At 58.5% G+C, this 25158-nt stretch carries 22 protein-coding genes and 1 tRNA gene; 14 read left to right on the top strand and 9 right to left on the bottom strand.

The features are described from left to right. Positions 1-56 precede the first annotated feature (56 nt). Positions 57-1061 (bottom strand): class 1b ribonucleoside-diphosphate reductase subunit beta, encoded by a 1005-nt coding sequence (gene nrdF / locus ACP8MI_RS00305; protein ID WP_284589357.1) that lies wholly within the window; start codon positions 1059-1061, stop codon positions 57-59. 3 nt (positions 1062-1064) lie between these two features. Continuing rightward, positions 1065-1523, bottom strand: a complete 459-nt coding sequence (nrdI, locus tag ACP8MI_RS00300; RefSeq protein WP_049149826.1) for a class Ib ribonucleoside-diphosphate reductase assembly flavoprotein NrdI — start codon at positions 1521-1523, stop codon at positions 1065-1067. A gap of 268 nt (positions 1524-1791) precedes the next feature. On the opposite strand from nrdI, the gene ACP8MI_RS00295 reads away from it, so the two are divergent. Beyond that, positions 1792-2991 (top strand): IS1249 family transposase, encoded by a 1200-nt coding sequence (locus tag ACP8MI_RS00295; protein ID WP_284573195.1) that lies wholly within the window; start codon positions 1792-1794, stop codon positions 2989-2991. A gap of 472 nt (positions 2992-3463) precedes the next feature. After that, complete coding sequence (locus ACP8MI_RS00290) at positions 3464-4579, top strand: esterase/lipase family protein (protein WP_284590051.1); 1116 nt, start codon at positions 3464-3466, stop codon at positions 4577-4579. Here the strand turns inward: ACP8MI_RS00290 and ACP8MI_RS00285 are convergent. The 3 genes from ACP8MI_RS00285 to bioB form a co-directional block, all read right to left on the bottom strand. Continuing rightward, positions 4576-5541 carry a Sir2 family NAD-dependent protein deacetylase gene (locus tag ACP8MI_RS00285; protein WP_284572532.1) on the bottom strand — a complete coding sequence of 322 codons (966 nt, stop codon included), beginning with the start codon at positions 5539-5541 and terminating at the stop codon, positions 4576-4578. The two genes, ACP8MI_RS00290 and ACP8MI_RS00285, sit on opposite strands and share 4 nt — an antisense overlap. Positions 5542-5634: 93 nt before the next feature. After that, entirely contained in the window at positions 5635-5883 is a 249-nt protein-coding gene (bsaP, locus tag ACP8MI_RS00280) for a biotin synthase auxiliary protein BsaP (protein ID WP_126844033.1), read from the bottom strand. Positions 5884-5947: 64 nt separating this feature from the next. Beyond that, on the bottom strand, positions 5948-6928 hold the full coding sequence (bioB, locus tag ACP8MI_RS00275; protein ID WP_018120313.1) for a biotin synthase BioB: 981 nt from the start codon (positions 6926-6928) through the stop codon (positions 5948-5950). Between the two features lie 120 nt (positions 6929-7048). On the opposite strand from bioB, the gene ACP8MI_RS00270 reads away from it, so the two are divergent. Beyond that, the gene (locus ACP8MI_RS00270; RefSeq protein ID WP_049168088.1) at positions 7049-7828 is read left to right on the top strand and encodes a PaaI family thioesterase; all 780 of its coding nucleotides are present in this window, start codon (positions 7049-7051) and stop codon (positions 7826-7828) included. Positions 7829-7852: 24 nt separating this feature from the next. Beyond that, positions 7853-9187: a M20/M25/M40 family metallo-hydrolase gene (locus tag ACP8MI_RS00265; protein ID WP_284572534.1), complete on the top strand. Its 1335-nt coding sequence runs from the start codon at positions 7853-7855 to the stop codon at positions 9185-9187. Between the two features lie 38 nt (positions 9188-9225). On the opposite strand, the gene ACP8MI_RS00260 is transcribed toward ACP8MI_RS00265, so the two are convergent. From ACP8MI_RS00260 to ACP8MI_RS00250, 3 genes are read right to left on the bottom strand one after another with little or no spacing between them, the layout of a single operon-like run. Next, complete coding sequence (locus tag ACP8MI_RS00260; RefSeq protein ID WP_284590052.1) at positions 9226-10272, bottom strand: FecCD family ABC transporter permease; 1047 nt, start codon at positions 10270-10272, stop codon at positions 9226-9228. Positions 10273-10274: 2 nt separating this feature from the next. Beyond that, on the bottom strand, positions 10275-11420 hold the full coding sequence (locus ACP8MI_RS00255; protein WP_337891839.1) for a heme/hemin ABC transporter substrate-binding protein: 1146 nt from the start codon (positions 11418-11420) through the stop codon (positions 10275-10277). Position 11421: 1 nt separating this feature from the next. Continuing rightward, positions 11422-12117 carry a biliverdin-producing heme oxygenase gene (locus ACP8MI_RS00250; RefSeq protein ID WP_018120318.1) on the bottom strand — a complete coding sequence of 232 codons (696 nt, stop codon included), beginning with the start codon at positions 12115-12117 and terminating at the stop codon, positions 11422-11424. A gap of 667 nt (positions 12118-12784) precedes the next feature. On the opposite strand from ACP8MI_RS00250, the gene ACP8MI_RS00245 reads away from it, so the two are divergent. Further along, a complete protein-coding gene (locus tag ACP8MI_RS00245; RefSeq protein ID WP_284573195.1) occupies positions 12785-13984 on the top strand; it encodes an IS1249 family transposase in 1200 nt (399 codons plus the stop codon). Positions 13985-14154: 170 nt separating this feature from the next. Here ACP8MI_RS00245 and ACP8MI_RS00240 read toward each other — a convergent pair. Continuing rightward, positions 14155-14239: transfer RNA gene (locus ACP8MI_RS00240), tRNA-Leu, on the bottom strand. 295 nt (positions 14240-14534) lie between these two features. Between ACP8MI_RS00240 and ACP8MI_RS00235 the strand changes: the two genes are divergently transcribed. From ACP8MI_RS00235 to ACP8MI_RS00195, 9 genes are all read left to right on the top strand, one after another. Then, entirely contained in the window at positions 14535-15446 is a 912-nt protein-coding gene (locus ACP8MI_RS00235; protein WP_018120319.1) for an FHA domain-containing protein, read from the top strand. A 28-nt stretch (positions 15447-15474) separates the two neighbouring features. After that, positions 15475-15942 carry an FHA domain-containing protein FhaB/FipA gene (locus ACP8MI_RS00230; RefSeq protein WP_018120320.1) on the top strand — a complete coding sequence of 156 codons (468 nt, stop codon included), beginning with the start codon at positions 15475-15477 and terminating at the stop codon, positions 15940-15942. Continuing rightward, on the top strand, positions 15943-17391 hold the full coding sequence (locus ACP8MI_RS00225; RefSeq protein WP_126844265.1) for a PP2C family protein-serine/threonine phosphatase: 1449 nt from the start codon (positions 15943-15945) through the stop codon (positions 17389-17391). It abuts the gene before it with no gap. Continuing rightward, positions 17392-18840: an FtsW/RodA/SpoVE family cell cycle protein gene (locus ACP8MI_RS00220; protein WP_284589729.1), complete on the top strand. Its 1449-nt coding sequence runs from the start codon at positions 17392-17394 to the stop codon at positions 18838-18840. After that, the gene (locus ACP8MI_RS00215) at positions 18837-20264 is read left to right on the top strand and encodes a penicillin-binding transpeptidase domain-containing protein (RefSeq protein ID WP_126844261.1); all 1428 of its coding nucleotides are present in this window, start codon (positions 18837-18839) and stop codon (positions 20262-20264) included. The genes ACP8MI_RS00220 and ACP8MI_RS00215 overlap by 4 nt, the downstream gene beginning before the upstream one ends. A 3-nt stretch (positions 20265-20267) precedes the next feature. Next, positions 20268-22103 carry a serine/threonine-protein kinase gene (locus tag ACP8MI_RS00210; RefSeq protein WP_337891835.1) on the top strand — a complete coding sequence of 612 codons (1836 nt, stop codon included), beginning with the start codon at positions 20268-20270 and terminating at the stop codon, positions 22101-22103. Between the two features lie 2 nt (positions 22104-22105). Next, positions 22106-24169 (top strand): Stk1 family PASTA domain-containing Ser/Thr kinase, encoded by a 2064-nt coding sequence (gene pknB, locus ACP8MI_RS00205; protein WP_126844259.1) that lies wholly within the window; start codon positions 22106-22108, stop codon positions 24167-24169. A gap of 154 nt (positions 24170-24323) precedes the next feature. Next, the gene (gene crgA / locus ACP8MI_RS00200; protein ID WP_027018170.1) at positions 24324-24596 is read left to right on the top strand and encodes a cell division protein CrgA; all 273 of its coding nucleotides are present in this window, start codon (positions 24324-24326) and stop codon (positions 24594-24596) included. Between the two features lie 135 nt (positions 24597-24731). After that, complete coding sequence (locus tag ACP8MI_RS00195; protein ID WP_018120329.1) at positions 24732-25115, top strand: hypothetical protein; 384 nt, start codon at positions 24732-24734, stop codon at positions 25113-25115. The last annotated feature ends 43 nt before the right edge of the window (positions 25116-25158 follow it).

The following is a 25158-nucleotide window of genomic DNA, read 5'->3' as shown; positions in this document are numbered from 1 at the left end:
GCTGTTCAAAGTGAGCAACAGGAACTTGTGAAAACGAATTCTATTTCCAGGGAAATTTAAAAATCCCAGTCATCATCTTCAGTTTCCTCGGCCTTGCCGATGACATAGGAGGAGCCAGAGCCAGAAAAGAAATCGTGGTTTTCATCCGACCCCGGGGTGAGCGCAGCCAAAATCTCCGGCTTCACAGTAGATTCTTCATCACTGAAACGTTGAGGCAACCCCAAATTCATCAGCGCCTTATTCGCGTTGTAGCAAATAAACTTCACGACGTCGTCGTAAAGATCCAAAGGACAGTAAAGCTCCTCGGAATAGCGCAACTCCAGCTCATAGAGTTCGTCGAGAAGCTCGTAGACAAACCCTGTAACCTGCGCTTGCGTTGCAGCATCGTAGGTTTCTAAACCGCGCTGGAATTTATAGCCCGAATAATAGCCATGCACCGCCTTATCGCGCAGAATGAGCCGAACCATGTCCGCGGTATTTGTCAGCCTGCCACGAGAGGCGAAAAACAGCGGAAGATAGAACCCGGCATACAACGAAAACGACGACAACAGGGTGGCAGCCGCCTTGCGCTTGAGGGAGTTATCGCCATAGTAGTGCTTGAGCACGGCTTTCGACCGAGCCTGCAACACGTCGTTGTCCACGGCCCACTTATACGCCGCATCAATTTCTGCAGTGTTCGAAAGCGTGGAAAACACAGAAGAATAGGACTTCGCGTGCACCGCCTGCATGAACGCAATATTCGTATACACAGCCTCTTCGTGTTCGGTGCGCGCATCCTGAATCTGGCTGACCTCACCGACCGAAGCCTGCACGGTATCCAACATGGTCAAACCAGTAAATACCTTCATTGTCAGTTCGCGCTCCAGCTCGCTGAGATTGCGCCAATCAGAATGGTCATTGGACAGCGGCACCTTTTCTGGCAGCCAAAAATTGGAGGTCAGACGGTTCCAGACTTCCAGGTCCTTCTCGTCCTGGGTCCGGTTCCAGTTCACCGGCCGTAGGCGCACCGTGGGGTCGTCGCGAAACGCCGTTGGGGTGGCGGAATAGTCATAGATGGTCATTAACTACTGTTCCTTCCAGAATTTATCCAGGCCTTCGCGCACGACTACAGCGTCGCGGTCTGTTCCCAACAGCTCATAGTGGTAGAGCTCGGGGACCTGGCATTTAGATGAAATGATTGCTCCGGCAATGCAAAAATCAGAGCCGAAATTGGTGTTTCCCGACGTGATGACACCGCGGATGAAGCCACGGTTGGTTTCGTCGTTAAGAAACGCAATAACCTGCTTGGGTACGGCGCGACGACGATCGCCGCCGCCGTAGGTCGGGGTGACCAGAATATATGGACGCGAAACCCTAATCATGCCCTCTTTTCGTGGGTGCACGGGGATGCGTACTGCAGGACGGCCTAGTTTTTGGATGAACCGGTGCGTGTTTTCAGAAACACTGGAGAAATACACCAGGTCTGGCGATTCCTCCGGGGCAAGTTCGGCGAAAGTGAGGGGTACTTTCGCTGTGGAAGCCACGAGAAAACCTCCTCGAGATAGACATATAAGGATTTACTTACTAGGCTTTTGGTTTACGAAAGAAGTATGACAGACGACGCTTGCATGCCACAAAAGCCCAGGTTTGCGGCCTAAACGACAGGATGTGTTGGTGAGGTTGTATGGTTAACCGCTCTGGCGGGTTGTTATTAGGATTATTTCACTTATCTGGAGGGATAAACCGGCCTCGGGCCGGAAATACCGCCAGGGGCGTGCTGGTGTGCTAGTTGCCTAGATTCACGATGGGAGGATGAGTAAGAATCATCCTCGATGTCCCGTCTGTAGCGGGGCGTGTACCAAATACGGAACAACGAGTACCGGTCGCCAACGATGGCGATGCCGCACCTGCAAGGCCACCTTCACCCGCGCTAATGACGACGCAGTACAAGCTAAATGGTTTCGCCTTTTCATCTTGTGGCTTATCTCTGGCCGCAGCCTGGCACAGACAGCTAAAAGTTGTGGAGTTTCACCACGAACTCTGCAACGCCGCTTTAAAACGTTCTGGTTTATCCAACCTCCCCGAAATGTTGATAAGCAGCGAATCTACGATCAAATCTTCATCGACGGCACCTATTTCAACACCAAGTGCCTTGTCGTGGCTGCTGACTCCAGCCATGTCATCAATTGGTTCTGGTGCACGAAGGAATCTTCCTGGTCCTACATGCGCCTGCTGGACGAACTAGCCCCACCACAACTGGTGACCTGTGATGGGGATTCCGGAGGGCTTAAAGCACTACACCGCTTATGGCCTAATACCCCGGTGCAACGTTGCATTGTCCACGTAAAACGCAATATCCAACGCGCCACAGGCCTTCACCCCACCTCGCCGATGGGCAAAGCACTACAACGGCTTTCCTTTGAACTGCTCGCCGCTGACAATCTGGATAAAGCAGCTAAATGGACAGTCAAGCTACACCAATTCGGCACCGTATTTAGCTCCCAGCTCAAAGCCAGGACTTACGTCAAAGACGTGCCCTTCGAGCAGATTCCGAAATCCAAACGCGGCAACAAAAAATGGTGGTACACCCACGATGTTCACCGCGGAATCTACCTACAACTAAAGAAAATGAGCCAACAAGGACACCTCTTTGCCTACCTCACCCAAGCTAAAGAAGGCCAACGTTTAGAACGCACAACCAACAGCCTGGAAGGCGGGGTGAACTCGCAGATCAAGCAATTAATGCACGCCCACCGCGGACTGCGCGACGAGCACCAACGCATCGCCTGCGACTGGTGGCTGTACCTACACACGCAGCTGCCTGACGACCCTGTAGAGATCGCCAGGCAGCAAAACTGGGGCCAAAACGCACTCACCAAAGCACAAACCTTAGCCAGCCAGGAAACACAAGCTACCAGCGGCCATGAGGACGGCCGACCAGCAACCTACGACAGCGCCATTGACACTGCCTACAACCACTCTATCGGAATACGCAAAGGCCACCTACGCTAAAACCCCAACTCCACCAACGCAATCTGTCGTTTAACTCGACACGCCGTAAAACAACACATTTTGTCGTTTAGGCCAGGTTTGCCTACCCTGAAGATTTGGCAGCCACGGTGAGGTAGAAGACAAAAAAAGAAACAACCGCCGACTCTCGCCGACGGTTGTTCCTATTCCCATGACTGATTATTTTAGATGGTTGAGCCGGAGCCTGCCCCTCCATCACCCCTTGAGGTAATCCTTACTTTAAGCTCATAACTTAGGGTTGTCAACCCCTAGTACTAAAACTTTCGTACTTTTTATTCAGCGGCAGACTACGCAAGGTAGATTTGGCACGTTTTCCCAGGCCAGAGCCATGACAAATAACAGCTGCCTATTTTCCCGCACTCCGCACTGCGCCCGGCACCTCAGCCCCCCAAGCCTCACCGCGTCTGAATCTACAATGGAGCCATCTGCAATCCCCGGAAGATGGATATTCGATATGGCACACGCGGAACGCAACACGGAATCCTTCACCGAATCCGTCAGCAACTCACTCACCCGCCTGAAAAACTCGCTGCGCAGGCACCTTAGCCAACAGTGGACGGAACTGACCTCCCCGTCGTTCAGCGTGCCCACCTCGAAACTGCCCGAACCACTAGCGCATCACGCCACGGAAGTCAGCGCCAGCAAGATCCCGGAAAGCGTCGTCACGGAGATCGCGGAATCACTCAACCTGCGCGGTAAACACGCCGACCACGATGCCACCGACCACAAATCGGATGACGCCGCACAGCATGCAGAAGAATCCGATTACAACTTCGATGCCTCCCGCCACCTGCCACTGGGTGCGCGCTTCAAACCACGCGGCGTTTTCGAAGACGATTGGTCCGACCGCCCCACCACAAACAAACCCTGGCCGGTGATCCTGATCCACGGCACCGTCGACACGAAAGGCGTGTGGCAAGAACTCGGCACCGAACTGCGTGCCGACGGCTGGTGTGTGTTCGCCCCGGACTACGGAAAGCGCGGCACCGCCGCCATGGAAGAATCCGCGGTGCAGCTCGGGGCCTATATCGAAGCCGTACGCACAATCACCGGCGCGGAACAAGTCATCCTCATCGGACACTCCCAAGGCGGCCTGCTCGCCCGCTACTGGATGCGCACCAGCGGCCACGCGCACTACGTCAAACATCTCGTGAGTCTCGGCGCACCAAACCACGGCACCACCATGGGCGGAATCTTGAGCCCGCTGGTGTCCAACAATCTGACAGAAAACATCATGCGCTCACTGATTCAGCACTGGTTCGGGCCAGTTGGGTTTCAGCAGATCACCGGATCGGAAATCTTTGCGGTCTTCAACGACAGCGGCGGCGAGCTCGAAGACGGCGTCGACTACACCTGCATCGCCAGCCGGCAAGACACCGTCGTCCAGCCACCTGAAACCTGCTTTCTCAACGGTCCGGCACACCAAGTTCGCAACGTGTGGGTGCAAGACATCATCCCGCGCGCGAATGTGCAGCACCAGGACCTGCCCACGAACAAACACGTGCGGGCAATCATCCGCACCGGGCTGAAAAAGGGCGCCAGCGAGGCAACCCGAAAGCGCAGAACCTAAAGCGCAAGAGCATCCAATAAATCATCAAACGCCGGGCCCACCTGCGTGCGCCACAAAACATTCACGCGCGCATCAGCCCGGCCCGGCCCACCGTTGATCACCGCCACCGGCCGCCCCGATGCCAGCATGTCCAACACAAACCGGTAACCGCTCATCACCGCCAACGACGAGCCCACCACCAGCAACGACGCCGCTTCCGCCGCCATCGCCCGCGCCTGCTGCTTGCGCGCCTCCGGAACGGCCTCACCGAAATACACCACATCCGGTTTCAGACGCACCGAACCACAACGCAGGCAACCCACCATCTGAAACTGCTGCACCGCAGACTGCGGCAGATCAACGTCACCATCGGGGTTTACCTGCTTAACCTGCGATAACAACGCCTCCAAATACCCGGGATTTGCCGCTTCCAAGCGCGCATCCAACCCGTCACGGTGCTCGCTATAACCGCAATCCAAACACGACACCGTATCCAAATTCCCGTGCAACGCCACCACATTGCTTTGGCCTGCTTCCGCGTGCAGCCCGTCGACGTTTTGCGTCAGCACGCCACGGACAAACCCGGCGCGTTCCAATTCCACCAGCGCGTAATGCGTGCGGTTGGGTACGGCCCGGTCCAGCTGCCGCCAACCAATGAAGCTGCGCGCCCAATACCTGTGCGAGGCCGCCGGATCGTGGCAAAACTCCTGGTACGTCATCGGCCGGTGTGTGTTCATCTTGCCCTTGGGCCCGCGATAATCCGGGATCCCAGAATCAGTAGACACCCCTGCCCCGGTCAACACCATGGCTGGGCCAAGGTGTAGTTGGTCGACGATCTTGTCGACGACGTCCGGGTAGGGGTGTGGGGTGCCGGTTTCTTCCACCACCCGCTCCATCGAGCGAACCGCGCCACGGTGGGCGCGGTTGATGGCTTCGGAAACGAAGGCTGGTTGCGGGCGGAAATCGTGCGGTAGTGAACTCACGCCCGCCAGTCTAAAGGCTGTAGCGCGCGCACATAATTAGCGACTAATTTATCTACGGCTAAGATCAGCTGCCGCTAGCGTGCACCCAAGCCGCTAGCCTGCACCTAGTTTGCGGCGCAGTTGGGCTTCGAAGATCCACTCGGAATCGACCAGCCCGTGCCGGGAGCATTCGGCGTGCCAACCGTCGGGACGAATCTGGACTTTCATCCGCCGCCCGCACAGCTGGCAAAAACGGGGAGCATCGTAGCCGGCTTGCTGTGAGGGGCTCAGCCGGATTTCTTCGCCGCTGGCGATCTCCGTGCCGGTATTCGGGTGGAAGATCGGCTCATCCTCGCCGCACATCGCCACCGCGAGCGGCGAGTTTTTCGTGTGCAGCGCGGGATCTTTTGCTCGTGCCATTGCTGTACTACAGGGCCTTGATCGGCAGGTCGATGCGGTTCAAGGTTTCCAGGTCGGTTTCGATGCGCTCACCAAGCGTCGTCAAGTAGTTACCGGCGATGATCGCGTTGATGCCGCCAAGCAGACCCTTCTCGAAACCCTCGGTGCCCAGCGAAAGCTCACGGCCACCGGCGAAACGGATGACGGTGCGTGGCATGGCCAGACGGAACATGGCGACGGCGCGCAGGGCTTCGCCGAGTGGAACCAGTGGGTAATCAGCAAACGGAGTGCCTGGGCGTGGGTCCAGGAAGTTCATGGGAACTTCGCGTGGTTCGATTTCAGCTAGTTGAGCAGCGAACTCGGCGCGCTGTTCCAGGCTTTCGCCCATGCCGATGATGCCGCCGGAACAGACCTCCAGGCCAGCATCGCGCACGTTTTGCAGAGTCTCGCGGCGCTCCTCCCAGGTGTGGGTGGTCACGACATTCGGGAAGTGCGAACGCGCGGTTTCCAGGTTGTGGTTATACCGGGTCGCACCCGCGGCTTTGAAGCGTTCCACCTGCTCACGGGTGACGGTGCCCAGCGAACAAGAGATTTCGATATCGACTTCTTCTTTAATGCGTGGGATGGCGCGTTCCACCTGGCGCACCAGGTTCTCATCCGGGCCTTTCACGGCGGCGACGATGCAGAATTCCGTGGCGCCCACCTTTTGGTTGCGCTTGGCGGCTTCAATGAGCTCATTAATATTCAGCAGCACCGCACGCACGGGCGATTCAAACAGGCCAGACTGCGAACAGAAGTGGCAATCTTCTGGGCAGCCGCCGGTTTTCAGCGAGATAATACCTTCGACTTCGACGTCGGGGCCGCACCATTTCAGGCGGGTTTGGTGGGCGATGTCGGCGATTTCCTTCAGAGTCTCATCATCAACCTGCAGAACCTGCAGTAGCTCGTCTTGGCTCAGGCCGACGCCTTGCTCCAGTGCTTTCTCCCGGGCGATATCAACAATGCTCATGCCGTTATCCTAATCACATCCCTTAAACACCGTTCAATTAACACGCCCACTAGCCGTCGTAAAGCACCCCCAATTGTGTCCTAGGACAACTCCGGCACATCTTACGTAAGCTAAATACTCATGAAATTAAAGAACGTCATCAGCCCCGAAAACCGCACCACAAAACCACTTTCGTTACAAAAACGATTGGTCAAGCGCATGATGTCCAGCCCCGACAGCCTGCGTCGCATTCTCAACCTCTGGCCACCCCTCCGCGCCTCCGGAATCCGCATCGAAGAAATCACCGCCGATGCCTCCTACGCCAAGATCGTCTGGAACCGCACCTGGAAAAACGTCAACATGCACGGCGTTGCCTTCGGCGGCACCCTCTTTTCCATGGCCGACGTGATGGTCGGAACCCTGCTGCAACGTCGCATCGGCAACGGCTTCGAGGTCTGGACTCGCTCCGCATCCTTCCAATACCTCAAGCCGGGGCGCAACGGCGTGCGCATCGACGTCGAATTCCCCCAAGAATTAGTCGACTGGGTTTCCGAAACCATCGAGCAAGACGGCTACTGCAACCTGCCATTTAGCTGCATGCTGCAAAACCCCGACGGTGAGATCGCCGCCATTAGCCACCAAGAACTACACGTGCGCCCGAAAGGTGGCGGCAAGCGCGCAGCCCGGCCGCAACACGCCGAAACCCCACGCGGCTACATCCTGGAGCACATGGCCACCGCCATCGCCTGGGCCGCCTTCCACGACACGCCAGAAACCTTGACGACGCTACTGAGCCGCATGCGCCGGATGCCCAGCCAGGAAGAACAGCTCACCCACGTCTGCGCCAAGGCGAAAGCCGAGGCCGGGTGGACCGCTGAGCAGCTGCAGAAATTCGGCGTACCAAACAAATACCTGGATTAGCCCGCACCCACTACCCTGGCCCTTATGAGCCTGTACGACGACACTTTCACCCTGCTGCAAGAACTGATCCGCAACGGCTGCGTCAATGATCTCACCGCCGATTCCGGCACCGAGGAACGCAACGTCGCCACCCTGGAGAAGTTCTTCGCCGACACCCCCGGCATTTCCACCGAGAAATTCGAACCACACCCGCACCGGACGTCCCTGGCGGTGACGGTGGAAGGTTCCGATCCCGCTGCCGAGCCGCTCACCCTGCTCGGCCACATCGATGTCGTGCCCGTCGACGAGCCGAAATGGACCACCAACCCGTTCGGTGCAGAGGTCATCGACGGTTTTATCTACGGCCGCGGCGCGATGGACATGCTGTTTATCACTGCCACCATGGCGGCAGTTACCCGCGAGATCGCCCGGCGCGGTCAACCCACCGGCACCCTGACGTTTGTGGCGCTTGCCGACGAGGAAGCCCGCGGCGGTTTGGGCGCCAAGTGGATTTCCGAACACCAGCCGGAGGCTTTTTCCTGGAAAAACTGCTTGTCGGAAACCGGCGGTTCGCACCTGCCAGTGCGTGATGGCTCAGATGCCATTGTCATCAACGTCGGCGAGAAGGGCGCCGGCCAGCGTCGCGTGCGCATCAGTGGCGATGCCGGTCACGGTTCCACGCCGTATGGCAAGGACTTCGCCGTCGTCAAGATCGCCGAGGTTGCTCGCCGCATCGCCGCCATTACCCCGCCGATGCTCGATAGCGAGACCTGGCAGGGTTTTGTGCGTGCGTTCCGCTTTGATCCGGACACAGAAAAAGCGCTGCTTGCAGGCGCTTCCGAGGAAGCATACGAAGCATTCGGTGAGCTCGCCGGTTATGCGCACGCGTTTTCGCACACCACCATATCACAGACCGTGCTGCGCGCCGGTGGTGCCATCAACGTTTTGCCATCCGATGCCTACCTGGAAATGGATATCCGCCCGCTACCTGGGCAAACCCAAGAAGATATCGACGAGCTGCTGCGGGAAGGTTTGGGTGATCTTGCCGACGACGTCGAGATCGAACACCTGATCGTCGAACCGGCCTCAGAATCGCCCGCCGAGGGCCCGCTGTGGGAGGCCATCGTGGAGACCATCGGCGAGTTTTTCCCGGACGTTCCGGTGATCCCGGTGTTGGCCACCGGCGGTTCCGACCTGCGCTTTGCCCGCCGGTTGGGCGGGGTGGGTTACGGCTTTGCGCTGCACGGGCGCGAGCGCACCCTGTTCGAGGCGAACCGGCAGCTGCACTCGCACGACGAATGCTTGGCAGTCGAGGACCTGGACCTGACGGTGCGCGCGTACTGGTCGCTGGTGACGAAGTTTATTGGTTCTGCTGCTTAAGCCTTCGGCCGCGACATTGCCATGCTGGCCACCAAACATTACGCGAGCCCCCTCCGCATCATCGCGCGCAGCAAAATGAAAAACGTCGGCCCGCCCACCAACGCGGTGAAAATACCGATCGGCAGGTCCGCGAAAGCAATGATGCTGCGCGCAGCGGTATCGGCCAACACGATCAACACCGCACCACCGAGTGCCGAAGCCGGAAGCACAATCCGATTCGATGGACCAGCCACCGTGCGAATGATGTGCGGCACCACCAGCCCAACAAACCCAATCAGCCCAGCATAGGCAACCGCACCAGCTGTCAGCAGCGTCGCCAGCACCAGCGCACAAAACCGCAACCGGGTGACATCAATTCCGATGTGCCCAGCCGCGCGATCCCCCAACGCGAGCACATCAAGCTTGCCGACGAGCACCAACGCCAAGGCAATACCCGCGGCGGTCAGCACCGCGACGACGGAGAGATGCGCCCACTTGGCCCCGGACAACGAACCCATCTGCCAAAAGACCACCTGCTCACGCGAACTCGTCGGCGCGATAAAAATAAAAAACGAGATCAGCGCCCCGGCCACCGCGTTGACCGCGATGCCCACCAGCACGAGGTTCACCACCCGTATGCGTCCGCCCATTCGGGCTAGCTGGTACACCAACCAGGTGGTCAGCAACCCGGTCACAAACGCGAACGCCGGAACCGTCGTCGCACCAAACCACGTAATGCCCAGCACGATCGCCACGGAAGCACCCACGCCGGCACCTGCGGTCACACCAATCACGGACGGTTCCGCCAGCGGGTTCGCGAACACGGCCTGCATCAGCGCGCCACCCACCCCCAGGGCGGCACCCACCAGCACACCCAGCAACAAGCGCGGCAGGCGGATCTGCCAGATCACGGATTCATCCATCGCCTGCACACCCAACGGGCCCACCGACAGAATGCGCGGCAGTTCAGCAAGCGGCACCCGGTATTGGCCTATCACCAACGAGGCCAGCATGCTGCCGACGAGGGCAACCGCGAGCACGACAAACAACAGCACCCGGTTACGGTGCCGGGTGCGCAAAACTTGGTGCGCGTGCTGACTATCCATCACTATTCGTCATGATAGATCGCCTTTGCCGTTGCCAACAGTAACTGCCCTGATTGTGGACCAAAAGCCAACGCCTGCCCGTCGGGAAGCACAATCACTCGCTGTTTTTGCCCCGCGATGGTGTGTGCCACGCCCGGGCGATCCAGCAAGCCCTCAATATCGCCGATGGAACGCAAACTGCCAGACATCATGATGTAGACCTCCGGGTTTAACTCCGCGAGGGCTTCCGGGCTGGCCGGAGACTGCGAACCAATACCATTCGCCGTGGCCGCATCAATACCGCCGATACCTTCAATCAGATCATCAGTGCCGGAATCGCGACCCAAGATATAAAACACGCCGCTTTCCCCGCGGGCATACAAAAACGCCATGCGCAACGGATCCTTCGGAGCGATCTGCGCGATCGCGGCCTTGGCGTCGTCCAGTTCTTCCTCACTGCGCTGGGCGAGCGCCTCGCCTTCGTCGGCAACACCCAAAACCTCACCCATCCGGCGGATCTGCGCGCCCATGGTTTCCAGGCTGCGATCTTCCTCCAGCACAACGGTGGTCACTCCGGCCGCGCGCACCTGGTCAATGACCTCGCTCGGGCCGATCGAGTGGTTAATCACCAGCACGCTCGGGTTCAACTCTAGGATCGCCTCCGCATTCAACGCGTGCGCACCATGGGTGACCACCGGCAGGTCAGCCAGAGACTTTTCCTGCGACGCAACGGTGCGCCCGACGAGGTTATCCGCCAAGCCCAGCCCGCGAACAGTTTTGGTAAACGTGCCATAAAAATCAATCGCCAAAATGCGGGAAACATCCTCGACGACGACGTCATAACCATCAGCGTCGGTGACCGACACCGGAAGCTGTGGTGCCGGAGAATTAGTCACCGGGACTACTTCATCGAGGTCCGAGACGATAGTGCCGCCCTGAAAACTGCGCGGGTCGGCCGCACTGCCATTGTCGACGACGTCTTTTGTGAGATTCTGGTGCGCCGAAGGCTCATCCCACGACGCGCATGCCGAAACCCCCAACCCGGCTACCGCACAGGCGGCAACGAAGGCGGGGGCGTGAAGCCAGCGGCGGCGAATATTCTGCGGCCGGCTGTGGGCTGAATTCTGGGAGCTGTGATTGGGGTTAATCTTGGAGTTAATCCAGGCCATACTAGCTTTCTACCGGAGCCTCACCGGGAAACCGAGCCGACAGGGCAGCAAAAAGGTCAAAGTTGCACTGGAAAGCAGCGACGGCCTCGTCGAGAAGCTCTGTGCGCTGGGAGTCTGTCAGCACCAGGGAGTCAAGCATCGAGCGATAGGAATCGCGGTACGGCTTGGGTTTTCCGAGCGCGGAAAAGTCGTAGAAGCTGAGCTCCTGCTCACCCATGCCGTAGTGGCGCTGCAACATGCGCGCGATGACCTGGCCACCAGACACGTCGCCAAGATAACGCACGTAGTGGTGTGCAAGGATGCGGACTTCGTTGCCGGGCACGTCCATCTTTTCGATGCGCTCGACATACGCTGCGGTCGCTGGCATGACGCGCACCTGTTCACCCCAGTTACGCCCAGCCATGCTGACCAGGTCAGAATCCAGCGCCATGCGGCGTTCCAGGCGCGGGTCTGCAAAATTGGCACCGATTGGGCTGTCTGCCACGGTACGCACGGCGTGCTCAAGAGCATCGTAGATGAACCACATTTGCGCGTGGTATTCAGCGATGGCGTCTCGTCCGAGCTGGCCTTTCAGCAGCCGGTGCATGAAATCCGAGGTCTCTGCATCTTCGTGGGCCGCAAGGGTGTGTTCGCGCAGCTGCTTGGAGAGTGGCTGCTGCGTGGTGTGCTCAAAGAGCGTGGTAGTCGCGGTAGGCATTGGTGTTTCCCTTCGTCGTCAGACTCTGGCTACGTGGCTTACGTGGCTACGTGGCTACGTGGCTACGCCGATCAGCATGATCTGTTGTCAACATGATCTACTGTGATCTGCGCGCCGACGCCTGAGTCTCACCTTATTAAGTTAGCCTTAGCCTAACCGGAATGACGTGGGTAAAACAAGGCTTGCCACACCAAAATCGGAAATTTCGACCGAAAGTATGATTACCGTGACGCCCTCCTTGAACTCAAGGGGATGGCAAGCAAACAAAAGCCCCCCCCTCGAAGCCCAATTCGGGGTTTGGTTTACAAGTAATCCGCGAATCGGTCGGGGTAAGCCACCGCTAGTTGGTTGATGGTGCATTTTTACAAATAGTGCGCCTTAAACCCGCCTTTTTTAGTCCCTATTTGCAAAAATGCACCATCTGCCAACGCAAGGCACCAAAAAGTCGGGTTAAACGCCAAAAAGTCGGCAAAAAGAGGTCGCCCAGGGCTAAACCCAGGGTTCAAGGCCTAAACGACAGGATGTGTTGGTGAGGTTGTATGGTTAACCGCTCTGGCGGGTTGTTATTAGGATTATTTCACTTATCTGGAGGGATAAACCGGCCTCGGGCCGGAAATACCGCCAGGGGCGTGCTGGTGTGCTAGTTGCCTAGATTCACGATGGGAGGATGAGTAAGAATCATCCTCGATGTCCCGTCTGTAGCGGGGCGTGTACCAAATACGGAACAACGAGTACCGGTCGCCAACGATGGCGATGCCGCACCTGCAAGGCCACCTTCACCCGCGCTAATGACGACGCAGTACAAGCTAAATGGTTTCGCCTTTTCATCTTGTGGCTTATCTCTGGCCGCAGCCTGGCACAGACAGCTAAAAGTTGTGGAGTTTCACCACGAACTCTGCAACGCCGCTTTAAAACGTTCTGGTTTATCCAACCTCCCCGAAATGTTGATAAGCAGCGAATCTACGATCAAATCTTCATCGACGGCACCTATTTCAACACCAAGTGCCTTGTCGTGGCTGCTGACTCCAGCCATGTCATCAATTGGTTCTGGTGCACGAAGGAATCTTCCTGGTCCTACATGCGCCTGCTGGACGAACTAGCCCCACCACAACTGGTGACCTGTGATGGGGATTCCGGAGGGCTTAAAGCACTACACCGCTTATGGCCTAATACCCCGGTGCAACGTTGCATTGTCCACGTAAAACGCAATATCCAACGCGCCACAGGCCTTCACCCCACCTCGCCGATGGGCAAAGCACTACAACGGCTTTCCTTTGAACTGCTCGCCGCTGACAATCTGGATAAAGCAGCTAAATGGACAGTCAAGCTACACCAATTCGGCACCGTATTTAGCTCCCAGCTCAAAGCCAGGACTTACGTCAAAGACGTGCCCTTCGAGCAGATTCCGAAATCCAAACGCGGCAACAAAAAATGGTGGTACACCCACGATGTTCACCGCGGAATCTACCTACAACTAAAGAAAATGAGCCAACAAGGACACCTCTTTGCCTACCTCACCCAAGCTAAAGAAGGCCAACGTTTAGAACGCACAACCAACAGCCTGGAAGGCGGGGTGAACTCGCAGATCAAGCAATTAATGCACGCCCACCGCGGACTGCGCGACGAGCACCAACGCATCGCCTGCGACTGGTGGCTGTACCTACACACGCAGCTGCCTGACGACCCTGTAGAGATCGCCAGGCAGCAAAACTGGGGCCAAAACGCACTCACCAAAGCACAAACCTTAGCCAGCCAGGAAACACAAGCTACCAGCGGCCATGAGGACGGCCGACCAGCAACCTACGACAGCGCCATTGACACTGCCTACAACCACTCTATCGGAATACGCAAAGGCCACCTACGCTAAAACCCCAACTCCACCAACGCAATCTGTCGTTTAACTCGACACGCCGTAAAACAACACATTTTGTCGTTTAGGCCGGGTTCAACGGCTTAAACCCCTACTCCACTTGCCTGGCAACAGAAAAACGAGGCCACCAGATTGCGAGTGCAACCCTGTGACCTGGTAAAATACTGTGCCCGGGGCGGGACTTGAACCCGCACGTCCTATAAGGACACTGGCACCTGAAGCCAGCGCGTCTGCCAATTCCGCCACCCGGGCTGGGTGTCAATAGTGCCAAACACGCAGTGTCTGACTTGGCGACTTAATGAAGATAACACGATTCCCGCACTAATTAGCAAATCAGCAGCTCAATCCCGGTATTTTCCAGGAAGAAATTCCGGAAAAATCCTGCAAAAACCCGCTGACCACACCGGGCTGACTTACGTTTTTTGACCTAGGACACTTTATACTGGGACACACTTGGTTTTCAGCCAGCTTCCATCAATCGCGGATACCCGCAAGGTTGACTGAAAGAAACACCCAGTATTCGGATCCAGAAAGGAGGGCTCGCGCAGTGGCATTAATGTCCCGGTTTGCCAAGCTCGACAGCGCCATGCAGCGCGGCCTCGACAACGGCATTGCCCTGATTTTCGGCGGCAAGGTCGTGCCAGCGGAAATTGAGGAGCTTCTCAAACAAGAAGCCCAAGATAATCTTTCCGCAACCGCCCGCGGCTACGTTCCCAATGTGTACGCCGTGGGAGTTTCCTCGAAGGATCTGGAGAATCTTTCCCGAGACAGGCAACTGCCCATCAGCCTGGCGGACCAGCTGGCGCGTTTCTTACGCAATGAGGGCATGGAAACCTTTGGCCCCGTGATCGTGCGCATCGCCGAAGAATCCGGCCTGCGCACCGGTCAGCTACGGGTCTCATCTTTTGCTGATGCGCAGCCGGTAGACCACTCCGGCTTCGACGCCATCATCACCCATGACGATAACGATAATCCCGAAAACGATGGCACTGGTCACCGCACCAGCAGCCAACAGGAGGAATCCCCTGCCATGACTAGCTCCCCGTATTCCGCCGGATCGAACCAACCGGCCGCACAAGACGCCACGACGACGATGTTCCGGAGCGAAGACGTCGACAAGCAAAACCGGGAAAGCCAGAATCGGCAGCCAGAAGAAGAAACCACCCGCGTCTCCCTGATGCTGCAAGATGGTTCTTCGCGCAGCTACTTGGTAGAAGAAGGCTCCAACGTCATCGGACGCAGCAACGACGCTGACCTGCGCATCCCAGACACCGGCGTGTCCCGGCAGCACGCAGAGATCACCTGGGACGGCCGCGATGCCATCCTGGTGGACCTGCAGTCGACCAACGGCACAACTGTGAATGACACACCAATCGAAAATTGGCTCCTAGCTGACGGAGACGTCATTACTGTGGGACACTCTCATATTGAAGTCCGTATTACTTACCCTAATTCTTAATCCCGACTCCTAGCGAAGGAAGGCCACCATGGATTCAGTCCTCGTGTTTGGGCTACGCATCGGCCTACTAGTGCTGTTGTGGCTGTTCATTCTGGTGGCGCTTAATGCCATGCGCCGCGACGCCAAGTTCGCTGCGGCGGGCACCGCACCAAAAGCCGCAAGCAACACTGGTTTTGTGGCACCGGCTCCGCGTTCCCGCAAGCCAGCCGCCCAAATCACGGTGATTGAAGGGCCTTTGCGTGGCTCGCACATGCAAATTAGTTCGCTAGAGGAGTTCACCGTCGGCCGGGCACCAGATTGTGATTTCGTCGTCGGTGATGATTACGCCTCGTCGCGCCACGCCCGGCTGTTCCGCCGTGGCAGCGAATGGTTCGTCGAGGATTTGGACTCCCGAAACGGCACCTTCGTCTCTGGCGCCCGCATTGACCAGCCAGAACGCATCGCCGTGGGAACTGATATTAAACTGGGGCGTTCACTACTGAGGCTGGTGCCATAGATGTCTCCATCGACAAATTCACTGAAACTGAACTACACCGCGGCTTCGGACCGCGGTCTTGTTCGTACTAACAACGAAGATTCCGCCTTCGCCGGCCGGAATCTTTTGGTGCTTGCCGACGGCATGGGTGGCCACGCCGCCGGAGAAGTTGCCTCCCAGCTGCTGGTCACCACCATGCAGCGCCTGGACCGCGACCCAGGTGACAATGACATGCTTGCCCTATTGGGCACAGCTGCCGATGATGCCAACGCAGCCATCGCGGATACCGTGCGGCAACGCCCCGAAACCGAGGGCATGGGTACCACCTGTACCGCGCTGATGTTTAACGGCACCACGTTTGGCATGTGCCATGTGGGCGATTCGCGCGGCTACCGCCTTCGCGACGGCAAGCTGGAACAAATCACCATCGACGACACTTATGTGCAGTCCTTGGTGGATTCCGGCAGCTTGAAGCCGGAAGATGTGTCCACGCACCCGCAAAAATCATTGATCTTGAAGGCCTATACCGGTCGCCCGGTGGATCCGACGTTGCGGATTCTCGACGCCAAACCTGGCGATCGTTTATTGCTGTGCTCGGACGGATTGTCTGATCCCGTCACCTCCGACACCATCGAAACCACGTTGCAGGAAGGCACCCCGGAACAGGCCGCCACGCGTCTGATTGATCTGGCGCTGCGTTCTGGTGGCCCGGATAACGTCACAGTCGTGGTGGCTGATGTTGTCGCTGGTGATGACGATACTGCCACGTTGCCGGACGCCCCAGTAAGCGCCGGTGCGCTGGCGTTGCCGGAGGCTGAACGCGCCCACCCAGATACCGCCGCAGGCCGGGCGGCCGCATTGAGCCGTCGCCCGCAGGTGGTTGAGCCACAAGCGCAGGACGTGAGCAATAACGACGCCCACGACGCGGGTAAAGGCAGCGCGGAAGCCACCGGCTCTGGTGCTGACGAATCCGCCGATCATCCCAGTAAACGCGGGCGTAATTGGGCGCTAGCCGTCGTGGTGTTAATCCTGCTCGCCGGCGTAGTCGGCGGCGGTTGGTGGGCATATTCGTCATCGCAAAACAAGTACTACATCGCCACCACCGATTCTGATGAGTTGATCATCGAACGCGGCGTAGATTTTTCCCTGTTCGGGCAAGACTTGCATGAGCCCTACCAGCGCGTGTGCTTGACCGAAAAAGACGAAGTACGTACCACCGATTTTGGCGAGAAACCCGCCGGCGATTGCCATCCATTTTCGCTGACAGACCTGCCGGGTTCCGTGCGCGGTTCGATCGATCACCTGGATTCCGGCTCCTATTCCGAGGTCACAGACCAGCTGCAGCGGTTATCCGATAAGGCGTTGCCGGTGTGCGTGAACCGCGCCGACAAAGCCGAGCACGCAGGCGCAGATTCTGCCGACGACGGTGGGCTTTCCACCCCCGGCGTGAACTGCAGGGAGGTGTCCTAAATGTCCCGAGTATTCATTCGCTCGACAGAACTAGGCTTGCTCATCGTCGCAGCCATCGCGTTTGCCGCCACTTTGGCCAGCTTCGAGTTGTCTCAGGGCGCGACGCTATCGGTACAGTTTCTGTATTACGTCGGCGGGTTCATCGGCGTGTTTGCCGTGGCGCATATCGCGCTGACAATCTGGGCGCCGTACGCCGATCAGGTCATGTTGCCGGTGGTCAGCCTGCTCAACGGGCTGGGTTTGATCATGGTGTACCGCATCGACGCGGCAAAAGATTTGGGCCTGGCCAACCGCCAAATCATGTGGTCGGTGGTTGGCGTCGCACTGTTGATCACGGTGCTGATCATCGTGCGGGATCACAAGGTGCTCACCCGTTATTCCTATCTGCTGGGTGCACTGGGGTTGGTGTTGTTGGCGCTGCCGCTGGTGTGGCCGACGTCCATCAACGCTGATGCCCGCATCTGGATCCAGATTGGTAGCTTCACGCTGCAGCCGGGTGAATTCTCTAAAATCCTGTTGTTGATGTTTTTCGCCCAGTTGCTGGTGCAAAAACGTGCGCTGTTTACCGTCGCGGGCTACCGAGTTTTCGGTATTTCTTTCCCGCGTCTGCGGGACCTTGCCCCGATTTTGCTGGTCTGGGCGATCGCGATTTTGATCATGGCGGTATCCAACGACTTCGGCCCCGTGCTGCTGCTGTTTAGCACCGTGCTGGGCATGCTGTTTATGGCCACCGGTCGCTGGTCCTGGCTGATCATCGGCTTGGGCTTGACCGCCGTCGGTGGCGCTTTTGTGTACTCGCTGTCGGCGAAAATCCAAGATCGTTTTTCCGCTTTCCGGAATCCGCTTGACGACGTCGACGGCACCGGTTTTCAGCTGTCCCAGTCCCTATTCGGCTTGTCCTGGGGCGGGGTCACCGGCACCGGTTTGGGCGAAGGGCACCCCGATATCATCCCGGTGGTGTGGACGGACTTCATCCTCGCCGCCATCGGTGAAGAACTCGGCTTGATTGGCCTGGCAGGCGTGTTGATCTTATTCGCGCTGCTGGTCTCACGTGGTTTCCACACCTCGCTGAAGGTCCGCGATTCCTACGGCAAGCTGCTAGCCGCCGGCCTTTCGCTGACGATGGCCATCCAGATTTTCGTCGTCGTCGGCGGCATCACTGCCCTGCTGCCGATGACCGGTCTGACCACCCCGTTTATGTCCGCCGGTGGTTCCTCGCTGATGGCAAACTACGTGTTGCTGGCACTTCTGCTGCGCATTTCGAATGCCGCGCGTCGTCCAGCGGATGAAGCCACCGGAAATGCGGCCAACGCTGGTGGGCCTGCTGCAGCACAGCCGGGCGCAGCACAGTCGGGCGCAGGCAACGCACCGGGAATGGAACACACCGGTGTCTTCCACATGCAGCAATCCGCACAGTCATCGCACTACTCGCAGGAGGCGAAACGATGAACCGATCTATTCGCCTAGTCGCCGTATTCGCGATCATTTTGACCATCATTTTGCTGATCAATCTGACCGTCGTGCAGGCATTCCAGGAAGACAAATACGCCAACCACCCCGCCAACCAGCGTGGTTTCTACGATTCACAAACCATCGCGCGTGGACAAATCTCTGCCGGTGGCCAGGTGTTGGCGGAATCGCTGCCGAACGCGGACGAGACCTATACGCGCAACTATCCCACCAACCCACCGGCTTTTAGCACCACGGTTGGTTATCTCTCGGACCTGTTCGGCGCTTCCCATCTGGAGCAATCGCACAACGACATCCTGAATGGCACGGATCCTTCGCTGTTAAGCACCAATTGGCGCGATGTGATCACCGGTAAGCAACCCAACGGTGCCAACCTGGAATTGACCATCGACCCGAATATGCAGCAGTTCGCGTACCAGCAACTGGCAGAGATGGGCTACCAGGGAGCGTCGGTGGCCATCCAGCCGTCGACCGGCGCAATCAAATCCATGGCGTCGACCCCAAGCTTCGACCAAAACGCCCTGGTGGGCGAAGGCGCAGAGGAAGCCTGGGCGGAGCTGACCAGCACCGAGGGTAACCCGTTGCTAAACCACGCCACCCAGGAAACGCTGCCTCCGGGTTCGATCTTCAAGATCATCACCGCCGCCGCTGGTATTGAGGCTGGCTATGGGCCGGAATCCACCCTGACCGGTGCCCCGGCGATCACGCTGCCGAATACCACCACCGAGTTGACCAACTACGCCGGTCAAGCGTGCGCCGGTTCAGATGCGGTGAGTTTGCTGACTGCATTCCAGTATTCGTGCAACACTGCCTTCGTCGAAATGGGCATCGATATCGGCACCGACGCGCTGCGCGATACCGCGCACGCCTTCGGCATCGGAGAAACCTATGACCTGGGCATTCCGACCTCACCAGGCGCACTCGGCGACCTGCCGGATGAAGCCGCCCTGGGTCAGTCCTCGATCGGACAGCGCGACGTCACCATGTCCGCGCTGCAGGCAGCCGTGATGGCAGCAACCATCGCCAACGACGGTGAACGCATGAAACCGTACGTCGTCGACAAGATCACCAGTTCCAACCTGCGCGATATCAAGACCATCAAGCCGCAGTCGCTCAACCGCGCGATCCCGGAAGAAACCGCAGCAACCATCGAGGAAATGATGCGGGCCTCGGAACAACACACCGCCGGTGCGTCCGCTCCCGATGTGGCGTCCAAGACGGGTACCGCAGAACACGCAGAAGGCTCCGCCCCGCACACCTGGTACGTGGCATACCTGCCGGATGCAGACTTGGCGGTTGCTGTCGTCGTCAAGAACGGTGGCGGCCAAGGCGAAGGTGCTACCGGCGGCTCTGTTGCCGCACCACTGGGCCGGGCTCTGCTCGACTTTGGTAGGGGGCAGTAATTTATGGCTGATGTGAACAACCGCGAAAGCATTCAGGCGCTGGTCGGCGATGAGTATGAGCTGCAATGGGTGATTGGCCACGGCGGCATGTCCACGGTGTGGCTTGCCGACGATCACGCCAACGACCGCGAAGTAGCCATCAAGATTCTGCGGCCGGAGTTTTCCGATAACAACGAGTTTTTGGATCGCTTCCGCAACGAGGCCGATGCCGCGCGTTCCATCGAGTCGGACAATGTGGTCGCCACCTACGATTACGGTGAGGTCACAGAAGATAATGGCCACACGTTCTGCTTCATCGTCATGGAATACGTCCGCGGTGAATCGTTGGCGGATCTGCTGCAGCGCGAGGGCAACTTGGATGAATCGCTCGCACTCGACGTGCTGGAGCAGGCCGCACATGGTTTGTCCATCATCCACCGCATGGGTTTGGTGCACCGCGATATCAAGCCGGGCAACCTGCTGGTCACGCAAAACGGGCAGGTGAAAATCGCCGATTTCGGTATCGCGAAAGCCGCCGAGGCCGTCCCGCTGACCCGCACCGGCATGGTGGTCGGTACCGCGCAATACGTCTCGCCGGAACAGGCACAAGGCCACTCGGTGACCCCGGCATCGGATGTGTATTCGCTGGGCGTTGTGGGTTACGAGATGCTGGCGGGTAAACGCCCCTTCCACGGTGATTCTTCGGTCTCCGTGGCGCTCGCGCACATTAACCAGGCACCTGAGGCCTTGTCGACGCAGGTCAGCGCCCCGGCGCGCGAATTGATTGGGATTGCGCTGCGCAAGGATGCGCACACGCGGTTTGCCGATGGCAATGAATTTGCCGTGGCCGCTTCCAAGGTGCGATTGGGCCAGCGCCCACCAGCACCGAAATCGGCAGCCTTGGCGACGGTGGCACAAGAACCAGCACCATCGGCGTCGACCCAACAATTAAGCCAGGTGACAAACGCGCGCACTGCCAGCCCGTCGACTGCGCGTCCGCGTACCCCGCAGCCGGTTCCGGCTCCGGCCGCCCACGTTGCGCAGGTGCAACAACCGGCCGTCGGCCAGCCATACACGGGTACTGGGCAGGCGGTTCCGGTACAGCCGGTGCACCAGAAGAAGAGCTCGGGTGCCGGGGCTGGTTTTGGTTGCGGAATGTTTGTCGCCGTCGTTATCGCTGGTATTGCCGCTATTGCCTTGTGGTTCATGGCAACCTATAGCAATGCCCTGGATGGAATTTTGGATCGCGACCCGCGACCGGCATCGTCGACACCACCTACCGAGACTGATCCGGTGATCGTGACCGAATGGGTGGATCCACCCGCCAACCAGGGTGGTACCGGCGGTTCTGGTAATTCGGGCGGCTCCGGGCAAGGTTCGGGTGCTGGCCAAGGATCCGGTGGCCAAGGTACCGGTGGCGGGTCTGGCCACGGCCGTGGCAACGGAACCGGCGCTGGTGATGGCACTGGTAGTGGCGCAGGCACCGGCGGCGGCAACACGCCGCAGGGACCGAATCAACAACCGGGCCAGCAAGGCGGCCAGGGCGGTTACGGTGGTCAAGGTGGCCAGGGTGGCCAAGGTGGCGGCAATGCCGGTAACGAATCCGGTGGTAATGCGGGCACCGGTGGCGGCCAAGACACCTCCGATGCCACCTCGGGCGTGGGCCAGCGTGGCGGGCAATCCGGCCACGGTTCAAACCAGGGTGCAAACCAGGGTGCAAACCGCGGCACTAGCCAGGGTGCAAACCAGGGTGCAGGCAACGGCGCCGGATACGGTCAGACTGGGCAGGGTAACGCCGGAAATGGCCAGCAATCTGGTGGATCCCGCCCACAGGGCGCGGCTGAGCAGGAGACGGAATAATAATGAATTACAGCTTGGCGCAGCGCTATGAATTAGGCGAGATCATCGGCAGCGGCGGCATGTCCGACGTGTACGCGGCGCAAGATACGTTGTTGGGCCGCGATGTAGCGGTGAAGATGCTGCGTTCCGAAATGGCGCGGGATATGAACTTCCGTGAGCGCTTCCGTCGCGAAGCCCGCAACTCGTCGAAGTTGAACCACCCAAATATCGTGGCGGTCTACGACACCGGCGAGGAAACCATTGATGGTATCGGCATTCCGTACATTGTCATGGAGCGTATTCACGGTTCTACGCTGCGGGATTTGTTGCGTAACGACGGGCCGATGAGCCCGCACGAAGCCGCCGAGATTCTGCAACCTGTGTGTTCTGCTCTGCAGGCCAGCCACGATGCTGGGATCATCCACCGCGATATCAAACCGGCGAATATTATGCTCACCAACACCGGAATGGTGAAGGTGATGGACTTCGGCATCGCCCGCGCGTTGGATGATTCCACCTCGGCGATGACGCAGACTTCTGCCGTGATTGGTACCGCGCAGTACCTGTCGCCGGAGCAAGCCCGCGGCAAGAATGCGGACGCACGTTCTGATGTGTATGCGCTGGGTTGTGTCCTCTACGAGACCATTACTGGCAATACTCCTTTCCAGGGCGAAACCCCGTTTGCCGTGGCGTATCAGCACGTACAAGAAGACGTCACCCCGCCGTCGGAACGCATGGCAGATGTGGATCTGTCGCCGACCTCATTGCTCAATGTCGATGCCGTGGTCATGACGTCCATGGCGAAACACCCGGGGGATCGCTACCAATCCGCTGCCGAGATGGGCCAGGATCTCGAGCTATTGTCCCGTGGTTCCGTGACTCAGGCGGCCCGCGCGCATGTGGCACCGTCGCAGGAGCAATTCCCTACCCAAACCGTGGGTTATCCAGAAACTCGTGCTGCACAACCGCAGCAGGCGTACCCAGAAACCGCGATGGCCGGTGCGGCAGGCCCAGCTAGTACAGCTGGTATGGCGACCGGTGCAGCGGGAACAGTACCGGCCAATGCCCCGGGCGCGCACGCGGCACCCCCAACGGCGACAACGGCGAAACCGTCAAGCCATGTTCGCTGGTTAGTCGCATTTATCGTGATTGCGCTGCTGGTGATTGGCGCTGGCTATGCCTGGAGTGTGCTCAACGACCGGGACTCGCGCAGGCAGTCAGATAACGTCGCGCAATCCGAGACCGTGTCATTGCCGAATATCATTGGCCTGGAACGCAACGAGGCCATCGCCAAGCTGGAAGAGGTTGGCCTGCGTCCAGAAATCGTCGACGCGCCCGATCCAGAGATTCCAGAACACCACGTCGTGCGCACCAATCCGAGTGTGGGTTCGCAGTTGCAGCGCAACACCACGGTGACCGTGACGGTGTCGACAGGTAAAGAAGATACCCAGGTTCCACGATTGGTGAACATGACCCCACAAGAGGCCTCAGCTGCGCTTGCCGACGCCGGGTTGGAACTGGAACCGGATGTTGACGAGGAGTTTTCAGATTCCGTGGAGCAGGGCCGGATTACCCGCCACGAACCAGCCGCTGGCGCAAGCTTGCCGAAGGGTTCCAAGGTGCGGGTGACGATCTCGCGGGGCCCAGAAATCGTGGATGTGCGCGTGCCTAGCCTGACCGGTATGAACTGGAATCAGGCACGAGAAACCCTGGAATCGTTGGGCTTTGTGCCGAAGCCGCAATTCGTCGATTCTTTGGAACCAGCCGACCGCGTACTCAGCGTGGATGGTGCGGGAACTAAGCGTCCGGAAGGTTCGGATGTGCGGGTAGAAGTTTCCAATGGCGCGCTGATGCACATGCCGGATATCACACATAAAAACCATGGCCAAGCGCTATCTGCGCTGCGTGATGCTGGTTGGGAAGGCGGCGAATCGAAGCTGATCACTGGGGAACCGGTTGATACCGCAGTGGTGACCGATCAAGGCTTGGTTTCGGTCACGGACCCGGCGCCAGGCGATACGATCCGCAAGGACCAAGAGATCCGGGTGCGCTATTACGAGTTCAACCTGCGCGCCCTGGTTCGATAAGCGAGCAAGGCTAATTCCGTAACCGAGCACAGCCAACAGCGTAGAGTCAACGGCTTAGAGAATGGCGTCGTCCTGCTGATCAGGTGGCGGCGCTGTTACACTAAACAGCATTAAACTATCCCTAACCCAACGACGATTTTGATGAAGGTGCATCATGCCTAAGGCAAAGGTCTCACAGTCTAGTAACCAGTTTTCCGGCCAGTCGTCCAGCGCCAGCCGCACCCCGGTCAAGATCAACACCGGCGGCACCCCAAAGTGGTACAAGGGCCTGATGTTTTTCTTCATCCTGGCTGGGCTGCTGTACCTCGTGATCAACTACCTGGCTGGCCCGTCGATTCCGTTCATGCGGGATTTGCAGGCCTGGAACTACGGCATTGGCTTTGGCCTGTTCATCATTGGTTTGTTGATGACAATGGGTTGGCGCTAGCCCCTGCTAGCAAAAAACCGGGCTACCAGCAAAAACCGGCCCAAGAAAACTTTTTTCTCCGCATGTAATAACTCCGGGTGCAGCGACACAAACAAGACGTAAGCACTTTCCGCCCGTGAGTTAAGGAGAAACAACATGAAAACTCGTGGCACTGCTATCACCGCCGGAATCATCGGAGCCGTAGCTATTGCCGGTGGCGGCATCGCACTGGCAACCTCCGCTCAGGAGCCATTCAGCGAAAATGCTTTTGAGGTCACCGGCCAGAACGAAAACTTGGATGTCACCGTCGACGGCGTCGTACAGCCGGGCGAAGAACTTCTGATCGCAGCCACCTGCCCAGGCCAGGACGTCCGCGCAGATCTGGACACCAGCTTCGGCGAGTCCACCACCATGTCTCCGGGTGCAGACGTCGGCAAGCTGATCGGCTATGTCACCCTGCCGGCTGATTTCACTGACGAAGGCGCCACCGCCACCATCACCTGCTCGTCGGGCGTGACTGATACCGTTACTATCAACTAGGCAACGGACCTAACGGTAACCCCCTGCATTAGTACCCGCAAAG

The organism is Corynebacterium sp. LaCa_70 (genome assembly GCF_058182015.1).
The sequence above is the reverse complement of the archived record's forward strand: the minus strand, read 5'-3'. Positions and strand labels throughout refer to the sequence as shown.